The sequence below is a fragment of the Helicobacter sp. MIT 03-1614 genome (genome assembly GCF_000762925.2).
Lineage (GTDB): Bacteria > Campylobacterota > Campylobacteria > Campylobacterales > Helicobacteraceae > Helicobacter_C > Helicobacter_C hepaticus.
Window position 1 is genome coordinate 92,009 of record NZ_JRMS02000008.1, and the last position, 8,973, is coordinate 100,981.

Consider the following 8,973-nt stretch of genomic DNA (forward strand, 5'->3'; position numbering starts at 1 on the left):
AAAAGAATATAGGAGTTTTCTTGCACTTATTTAAATGTGTTAAAATTTATAATCAAGCTTTATTTGTTTATTGCGATATATACAGTATCTACAGGTGTATATGAAGAAAATCCTGCTCACAATTGGTGATATAAGCATTACAGGTGGAGCTGAAAGAGTAGTTGTAAATCTTGCTAATGCTTTTAGTGAAGTAGGGAATGAAGTGGAAATATTAAGCTTTTATAAAGCCAATGAAAACTTACCTTACCATATTAATAATAGCATAAAACTTCACTTTTGGCATAATATTTCAGAATCTGCTTTTAAAGCACAAATATGTCGTAATGTTTTCTCTAAAATCTATTATAAAAATTGTTATAAATTTATTCTTAATGCACAAGTGCATTTTGATTTTAGAGATTTTGATGTAGTCATTGCAAATGACAGCACTTATATACCTTTTCTTAAGCACAAGTTCACACGATATATAAGACTTATTCATTTAAATTTTAGTATATATAATACACGAAATAATTTTTTCCACACTCTTGTTGTCCTTTCTTCTAAAGAGCTTTCTATTTGGGAGCAATACCACAAAGATATTAAGGTTATTCCTAATTTTTTACCTATTATTTCTACAGAACAAACAGATTTGAAGCAAAAAAGTATCATATCAGTTGGGCGTATGGATAGAGGTGATCAAAAAGGCTTTTTGCGCCTCATTAATATTTGGGCTCTGCTTCAACAGAGCCTTCAATCATCTGTGCCCCTCTCCCAATTACATTCTTGGCAGCTTGTTATCGTAGGTGATGGTGATATGAAGAATGAGATAGAAACTAAAATTAAAGATTTAGGATTGCAAGATTCCATAATTCTCAAGCCATTTACCAAAGATATAGAATCTGAATATCTTAATGCGAGTATTTATGCTATGAGTAGCTATTATGAGGGTTTTCCTATGGTGCTTTTAGAATCTTGCTCCTATAGATTGTGTCCTATCTCTTTTGATATTAAAACAGGTCCAAGTGATATTATAGAAAACAACAAAAGTGGCTATTTAATACAAGATAATGATTTACATACTTATGCACATAAGCTTATAGAATTAATGAGTGATGAAAATAAGCGCAAAACTATGGGCGAGGCAGCAAAAGCAAGAATAGCACAAAAGTTTAGTAAAGAGGCTATTATGCCATTGTGGGAGGAGGTGCTAGGTGGCAAATGAGCAAATAATGTTTTATATCATCGTGCCAATTTTTAATGTGGAGAGGTATTTAAGAAAATGCCTAGATTCACTTCTTTCACAGAGCTATACTCAATGGAAGGCGATTTTAGTGAATGATGGTAGCACAGATTCTAGTGGAGAAATCGCTCAAGAATACGCTAATAAAGATGGTAGATTTGTAACTTTAAATCAAGAAAATCAAGGACTATCAATGGCTCGTAATGCGGGATTAGAATATGTAAAGAATCTTATCATCTCTACTAACCCACCCCCAGCAATATTTGAATTATATTCGTTTTGTAGATTCTGATGATTATTTGCAGAGTTATGCACTAGAGCACTCTTATCATATATTGACGCAATATGAGGTAGATGTGCTTATATATAGCATATTGATTGCAAGAGAGCCTACCACATATACGCAAGTAGAGTTTGATTGGCAAGTGTTTCCTTCTCATATTAAAGGCTTATATACTCCCACAGATTTGATTTTATCACTTGGAGGGTATGCTATGATAGCTTCAGCGGGAAGCTTTACCGGCAAAGCTTCTTTAATATTTGAAAACAATATTACTTTTATCCCTCATATCATCTATGAAGACATTGCATTTTGCACAAAATCAGTAAGCAAATGTAAAAATATTTATATAAGCCACGAGCAAGTTTATAATTATACACTTGTTCCTAGCTCTATTATGAATTCATTTGTTACAAGAGATAAGCGGATAAAAATTACTTATAGCTATTTTATGATTTTGCAGACTTTTTTGCATTCTTTTAGGGAGGAAGAGAATCCTGTAATGAAGGAGTATTATTATCGTGCTTGTTTGGATAATGTGAAAAAGTTAATGCAATCTTTACAGCTTGTGGGCTATGTAGAGGAGCTTGGCTTTAACAAAAAAGACTTGCTTTTATCTTTGTCTCAACTCAATATAAAGGGTAAAAGATATTTTTGCTGCCTTTTCCCTAGAATCTATGGATTTCCCAAAAGAATACGTTTAGCATTGCGGCGGTGGATTTTATCATTATCATAAATTATAAAAATTATGGAACACTACTTGCTTTTAGTCTTCTGAAATTTAATTCAAAGGACTGAATATGAAAAGTAATTTGCTTAAAGGTTCAATCATTGCAAGTTTTGCTGTGTTTGCATTGAGTGGATGCGGAGATTTGTTTAATGTTGGCGATGGCTCGGGTGGAGCAAATAACGGATTAATCCCACCAAGCGCAAGTAATCAGCCTATGTATTCACCTATCCAAGCACCTACTTATCCGCCAATGCCCGGATACAATACTAACCCTAACCTGCTTTCTAAAAATCCTAAAATCAACACTCTTGTAGTAGAAAAGGTTGAGGTGCCCGGTTTAAACAAAGGTAATCTTGAACCAAAGTTTGATAGAGATGATGAATATATTGGGCGAGGAGGGAGCAATAATATTCCTAATTCTCCAATGCTCACACCAGAGAATGAAATTACTTTGAGTGCAGTGGGAATTGGCGTTTCACCTGAAAATTCTCTTTCTCCCTCACAGGCTTTTGCTATGGCAAAAAGAGCAGCGATTGTAGATGCGTATCGTCAAATTGGTGAAAAAATGTATGGCATTAGAGTAAATGCACAAGATACAGTGCGTGATATGATGCTTCAGAGCTCAACGGTTAAAACAAAGGTCCAAGCTCTTATTCGAAATGCTGAAGTGCTTGAAACTGTATATAAAGATGGCTTATGTCAAGTAAATATGGAGTTAAAGCTTGATGGTAGAATTTGGCATAGGATTCTCTCTAATGCACGAGCCTAGTATGGCAAGTGCTAAGGTATGTAATGAGTGCAATATTTGGTATTTTTAAGCGAATACTTTTAAGCACTACTCTTGTGCTACTCCCTCTTTTTCTCGCTTCTTGTGCGTGGTTTGAGGGTTTTCAGAATCCTGATATTAATCCTAATGAACCCCCGGTTTTAGAACCCACGAAGTTTAAAATTCTTCTTATTGACACACCTCGGGTAAAATTTTATGATTTCGCTTCATTGAAGTATAATAAATCAAATAAAGACCTTGCGCTTGAGCTTTATAAGCTTGGTAAGCCTGTTGGGAAGATTGTTATTACAAAAAGAGAAGTATGTATGGGCAAAGAATGCACTTCTAAATGGATAGCGGCACGCGCTTTTTTTGGGGAAGTGAGTTATCCTAATTTATTTAGCGATATTGTGAGCGCACGAGATATTTTTGATGGCGATGGGAAGCGTGTAGCAAACAATGGGACATTTGTGCAATGGTTTGTGCGAGGTGGGCAGGAATTTTATTATGAACGAAGCAAAAACAAAGTACTTTTTAAAAATATTACAATGAATATTACCATAGGTATTGAAGATTATATCCCTCAAAATACTCCATAAACATAATGTATTAAAATAATCTTTGCTATTTTTAGATATAATTTCGGTTTTATTCAAATCGCACAAGGCAGGTAGATGAAACATTTTCTCACTCTGAATGATTTTAACAGAGATGAAATTCTAGCAATGGTTGATGTTGCCCTAGAACTTAAATACGAATCTTTGCATATTGGTAACAAACCTTATCTTAAGGGTAAAGTTTTGGCGATGATTTTTGAAAAAAGCTCTACACGGACACGAGTAAGCTTTGAGAGTGGTATATTTCAATTAGGCGGACAGGGTATATTCCTTTCTCATAAAGATATACAACTTGGACGAGGCGAACCCATCAAAGACACCGCACGAGTGATTAGTTCGATGGTAGATATGATAATGATGAGAACAAGTGAGCATAGCAGATTAGAGGAGTTCGCCTCATATTCATCTGTGCCTGTGATTAATGGATTGAGTGATGATTTTCACCCCGTGCAGCTTATCGCGGATTATCTTACGATGATAGAATGCGGTATTTATCTTACTCATCACAATCCTCTTTATCCCACGAAAGGCGAGGGAGGGAGGAATCCTATTGTAGCATATATTGGTGATGGCAATAATATGGCACATTCGTGGATTAACCTTGCTGGTATTTTGGGCTTTGAATTGCGTATTGCTTCACCAATTGGATATGCACCTAAGGCAGATATTATCACAAAGGCACAGGATATGTGTATCCAAAGTGGAGGTAAAATCAAGATTCTAAATGACGCAAAAGAGGCAGTGAGTAATGCAAATGTTGTGGTTACCGATACTTGGGCGTCAATGGGACAAGAAGAACAAAAAGAACAACGCAAATGTGCTTTTGCAAATTTTTGTGTAGATGAGGCTATGATGAGCTATGCACAAAAAGATGCTATTTTTTTGCATTGTCTCCCTGCATATAGAGGGCAAGAGGTGAGTGAAGGTGTGCTTGAGGGCGCACAGAGCAAAGTATTCCAAGAAGCACAGAATCGCCTTCACGCGCAAAAGGGCATTATGCTCTATTTAGCACGGATAAATAAAATCCCGCTTGTGAGCGTGGAGTAAGCAATGAAAGCATCAAAACAAGAGAAATGGCTTGATGAATCAGGTGAGAATCTTGGCATTTTACGCCGCCTTGAGGGTAATGCGATGCTTCTTGCTATGGAAAGTGGAGGATTTTCAAAGGAGGATTTGTGGTTTTTGCAAGATGAGCAGGGCGAGGAATATGTGGTATTTCCTCAAAAAATATTTGTCCAGCTCCTCTCACATATCAAAAATATTCAAGAGGAAAAGCTTGTGATGAGATTAGAAAAAGATATTATTTCTCAAATGCCCATTGATTTTGATGATGCAATGGTAGTAGCAAAAAATGCTTTAGAATCTTTGCGTTTAAATGATGGAAATTTGCCAGATATTAATACAAATACTCTTGCTAAAGATATTAAAAAAAAGTATCCTAATTTATTTTTTGATATTGATTATCTGCGTAAATCTAAATAAGAGGAGCAAAGGCATTGAGTGGAGTAAGTGAAAAAATTGATTTTGGGGCGTTTGTCAAATATTCAAAATCAGGTCCTCGCTATACAAGTTATCCAACTGCAGTAGAATTTAAAGAATCTTGGAATGATAAAGCTTATATTCAAGCGCTCTCTCGGGCAGATTCTATGTCAAATTTACCCCTATCAATATATGTGCATTTACCCTTTTGTCGTTCGGCTTGTTATTATTGTGGTTGTAATGTTGTTTATACAAGCAAAGAAGAAAAAAAGCAACATTATATACATTATCTTAAAAAAGAACTTGCACTTTTAAGCAAATATATGGATACTTCGCGTGAAGTGGTGCAATTTCATTTTGGTGGAGGCACACCAACTTTTTTTAATGCTAAGGAATTACAAGAAGTGATAAGCCTCATTCGCAATACTTTTACACATTTTGCACCCTCTGCAGAAATAAGCTGCGAAATTGACCCACGATTTTTTGTCAGAGAGCAAATGGAAGTGTTAAAAGATAATGGATTCAATCGCTTGAGTTTTGGTGTGCAGGATTTTGAGGACAAGGTGCAAGAGGCTGTGCATAGAAAACAAAGTGTAGAGCTAGTAAGTGCGGCAATTAGCCTTGCGCGTGAATTTGGGATTAATTCTGTGAATTTTGACCTCATTTATGGGTTGCCTTTTCAAAATGAAGTAACCTTTGCACGCACGCTTGAAAAAGTTGTAGCTTTAAGCCCTGATAGATTGGCTATTTTTAATTACGCTCATTTGCCGTGGATGAAAAAAACAATGCGTAAAATTGATGAGACAACACTTCCTTCCCCTGCACAAAAGTTAGAGATTCTCAAAAATACAATAGCTTTTTTACAAGAGCAAGATTATGCAATGATTGGAATGGACCATTTTGCTAAAAAAAGTGATGAACTTTATCTTGCTAAGCAACATAATCAGCTTCGCCGCAATTTTCAAGGCTACACTACGCGTGGATTCTCGCAAACTATTGGCATTGGGCTTACAAGCATAAGTGAAGGGCTGGATTATTATTCACAAAATTATAAAGATATGAATACCTATGAAAGCGCACTTGATAATGGTAGATTACCTGTTGAGAGAGGTGTAAGGCTCACAGATGAGGATATTTTGCGTAAAGAGGTGATTATGGGGCTTATGAATAATCTTTGCCTTGATTTTGCAAATATAGAATCTAAATTTAACATTGATTTTAAGACACATTTTGCTCCCGCTTTAGCATCTTTGTGCGAATATGAAGAAATAGGTTTGGTTCAAATTACTCCTCAAGGTATTACCACTTCTCCAACGGGTGGTATGCTTATCCGCAATATTGCTATGGCTTTTGATGCATATCTTAGCGCACATACTGATACAAAACGTTTTAGTAAGACTATTTAGGAGTAAAGTGTGCTTGATTTGCAGCAAACAGCAAGTGCGTGTGTGAAATGCGGAAAATGTATCCCACACTGCACTATTTATATGGTGAATCGTGATGAGGTTACTTCACCGCGCGGTTTTTTAGATTTACTTGGAGCTTATAAACGCGGTGATATAGAGTTAGATTCTACAAGCAGAGATATTTTTGAATCCTGTTTTTTATGCACGACTTGTGTTACGCATTGCCCTTCAAGTTTGCCTGTTGATGTAGCAATAGAATCTGTGCGTGTAGATATTGCTCAAAAGTATGGCATTGCGTGGTATAAGAGGGCATATTTTTATCTTTTGCGTCATCGCAAGGTAGCAGATAAGGTATTTTCATTTATGCACTTTATTATGCCTTGTGCCTTTAAGCAGGAAAATGGGCGATGGATTAGTCGTTTTAAACTTTTTAAAAATGATAAAGGGGGAAGGGCGAAGCGTTCTGTATTTCCTCTGTGGCGTAAATCCTTTTTGCAAAAATATCAAGGTGAGATTGCTCCAAGTAATCAAAATCCCCCATCAAATACCCTAAAACATAAGAGAGTGGCAATTTTTATTGGCTGTTTGAGTAATTATAATTATGTTAATGTGGGTGAGAGTTTGCTTGAGATTCTTAGTCATCTGGGCATTAAAGCATTTGTGCCACATTTGCAAGAATGTTGTGGTGCGCCTGCATTTTTTACGGGTGATGTGAAGAGTGTAGCGTATTTAGCGAGGAAAAATATTGAGTATTTTGAAAGTTTTTGGGAGAGTATTGATGCGATGATTATTCCTGAAGCAACTTGTGCGGCAATGATTAAAAAAGATTGGATTCACGCACTTAGTGTTGATAGCAATAATAGTGAGTATGTCAAACGACTTGAAAAGCTTTTGCCTAAAATTGATATGGCAAGTTCGTGGCTCTATCATCATACACCATTGCAAAAAATACTCCCAAAAGCTTTTAGTCAAGAGACTATTACTTATCACGACCCTTGTCACGCAAGAAAAGTGTTAGGAATCTTTAAAGAGCCACGCACGCTTTTAGGAAAAAGCTTTATGCTTAAAGAAATGAGCGATTCTGCAAGATGCTGTGGTTTTGGAGGTATCAGTATGCAGAGTTCGCGCTATGATTTGACACTTAAAGCTGGTAAGCCAAAGGCAGAGATGATACAATCTAGTGGAGCACAAGTTGTAAGTGCAGAGTGCGGGGCTTGTCGTATGCAAATTGATAATGCCTTGACACAGATTAATTCATCTGTGCGTTTTGCACACCCTTTAGAGCTTATTGCCCAAGCCCTTAGAGATGTGGATAAGTAGTGCTCACTTGGGTAATAAAATTGCATTTTTGTTATATTTGGTAAATTGTTAGGTAAAATTCACATCATTTTACAAGGTTTTTGATATAATTTCGCAAAGAATGTGTGCTAACGCATAGCCTTTATACTTAAGGACTTAGAATGAATGAACTCTTGCTTCAAACAATTGACAATTTGCCCCCTTTGCCTGAGACTGTGACGAAATTGCAGCAGTATATAGATTCCACTGGTGAAAACGTGGAGGTGCAGAGAGTGGTTGATATTATCTCTAAGGACCCGCTTTTGACAGGGGATTTACTCCGTTTGGCAAACTCGCCTTATTATGGATTCTCACGCGAAATTTCTACGCTTAATCAAGTTGTGTCATTGCTTGGTATAAGCAGTGTGAAAAATGTTGCCATTGCCAATTCTTTGCGCAGTGGTTTTAAAATTGATGTTTCACCTTATGGGTTGGATACGCAAAATTTTTTAGGTAATAGTGCTAAAGAGGCAGATTTTATTTCAGAGTGGTTTCGTGAAACTGATAAAAAACTCTCTCAATTACTTGCCCCTTGCGCTATGCTTTTGCGTCTAGGAATGATTTTATTTGCCAATACGCTTATTCAAAGTGGCAAGGATAAAGAGTTTCTTGCGATGCTTAAAGAAAGCAATTTTGCCGATATTAGTTCGGTTGAGAGTGAATTTTGCGGTTTAGATCATCTCTCATTTTTGGGATTCTTATTTGATTATTGGAAATTTGATGAAGTGCTAATACAAACTACAGCTTATATTACAATGCCTCACGCTGCTGCTGATGAGGTAAAGAAAAACGCTTATGCGCTTGCTATTATCAATAAAGTTTTTGAGCCCTATCAAGGTGGAAGTCCTTACAATATGCACGAAGCAGTTGCATTGATTAAAGAGGCAAAGATAGAGGGTATTAGCTTTGATATGGATAGATTCCTTGAAATCTTGCCTGCAGAAGCAAGAAATAACCTTAATAAACAAGTTGAAAATGAATAGTAGTAGAGTTTTTGATAAAAAGTAGTCCCCATTTCTTTAAATCAAAAAAACTCTAAAACCTCTTCTTATTCACATCATCTAATATATCTTTAGCTACTTTATCTACTCTCTCACTAATCTCTGCACTAGAATTAGCAATCTCAACATTCTCT

The 8,973-nt window shown here is 36.2% G+C and carries 10 protein-coding genes; all 10 read left to right on the plus strand.

Annotated features, from left to right (window positions below; genetic code table 11):
- Positions 1–100: 100 nt before the first annotated feature.
- On the plus strand, positions 101–1,204 hold the full coding sequence (locus LS66_RS07110; protein WP_034367333.1) for a glycosyltransferase family 4 protein: 1,104 nt from the start codon (positions 101–103) through the stop codon (positions 1,202–1,204).
- The gene (locus LS66_RS07115; RefSeq protein ID WP_236096994.1) at positions 1,194–1,514 is read left to right on the plus strand and encodes a glycosyltransferase; all 321 of its coding nucleotides are present in this window, start codon (positions 1,194–1,196) and stop codon (positions 1,512–1,514) included. Before LS66_RS07110 ends, LS66_RS07115 begins: the two co-directional genes overlap by 11 nt.
- Positions 1,486–2,238: a hypothetical protein gene (locus tag LS66_RS07120; RefSeq protein ID WP_081947972.1), complete on the plus strand. Its 753-nt coding sequence runs from the start codon at positions 1,486–1,488 to the stop codon at positions 2,236–2,238. The genes LS66_RS07115 and LS66_RS07120 overlap by 29 nt, the downstream gene beginning before the upstream one ends.
- A 64-nt stretch (positions 2,239–2,302) precedes the next feature.
- Positions 2,303–3,001, plus strand: coding sequence for an LPP20 family lipoprotein (locus LS66_RS07125; protein WP_011115819.1), 699 nt, complete (start codon positions 2,303–2,305; stop codon positions 2,999–3,001).
- Positions 3,002–3,024: 23 nt separating this feature from the next.
- Positions 3,025–3,597 (plus strand): hypothetical protein, encoded by a 573-nt coding sequence (locus tag LS66_RS07130; RefSeq protein WP_011115818.1) that lies wholly within the window; start codon positions 3,025–3,027, stop codon positions 3,595–3,597.
- A 75-nt stretch (positions 3,598–3,672) separates the two neighbouring features.
- On the plus strand, positions 3,673–4,662 hold the full coding sequence (gene argF, locus LS66_RS07135) for an ornithine carbamoyltransferase (RefSeq protein WP_034367330.1): 990 nt from the start codon (positions 3,673–3,675) through the stop codon (positions 4,660–4,662).
- A gap of 3 nt (positions 4,663–4,665) precedes the next feature.
- The gene (locus LS66_RS07140; RefSeq protein ID WP_011115816.1) at positions 4,666–5,097 is read left to right on the plus strand and encodes a DUF2603 domain-containing protein; all 432 of its coding nucleotides are present in this window, start codon (positions 4,666–4,668) and stop codon (positions 5,095–5,097) included.
- Between the two features lie 14 nt (positions 5,098–5,111).
- On the plus strand, positions 5,112–6,500 hold the full coding sequence (gene hemN, locus LS66_RS07145; RefSeq protein ID WP_034367328.1) for an oxygen-independent coproporphyrinogen III oxidase: 1,389 nt from the start codon (positions 5,112–5,114) through the stop codon (positions 6,498–6,500).
- 9 nt (positions 6,501–6,509) lie between these two features.
- Positions 6,510–7,820 carry a (Fe-S)-binding protein gene (locus LS66_RS07150; RefSeq protein ID WP_034367326.1) on the plus strand — a complete coding sequence of 437 codons (1,311 nt, stop codon included), beginning with the start codon at positions 6,510–6,512 and terminating at the stop codon, positions 7,818–7,820.
- A gap of 140 nt (positions 7,821–7,960) precedes the next feature.
- Positions 7,961–8,821 (plus strand): HDOD domain-containing protein, encoded by an 861-nt coding sequence (locus LS66_RS07155; RefSeq protein WP_034367323.1) that lies wholly within the window; start codon positions 7,961–7,963, stop codon positions 8,819–8,821.
- Positions 8,822–8,973: the final 152 nt, after the last annotated feature.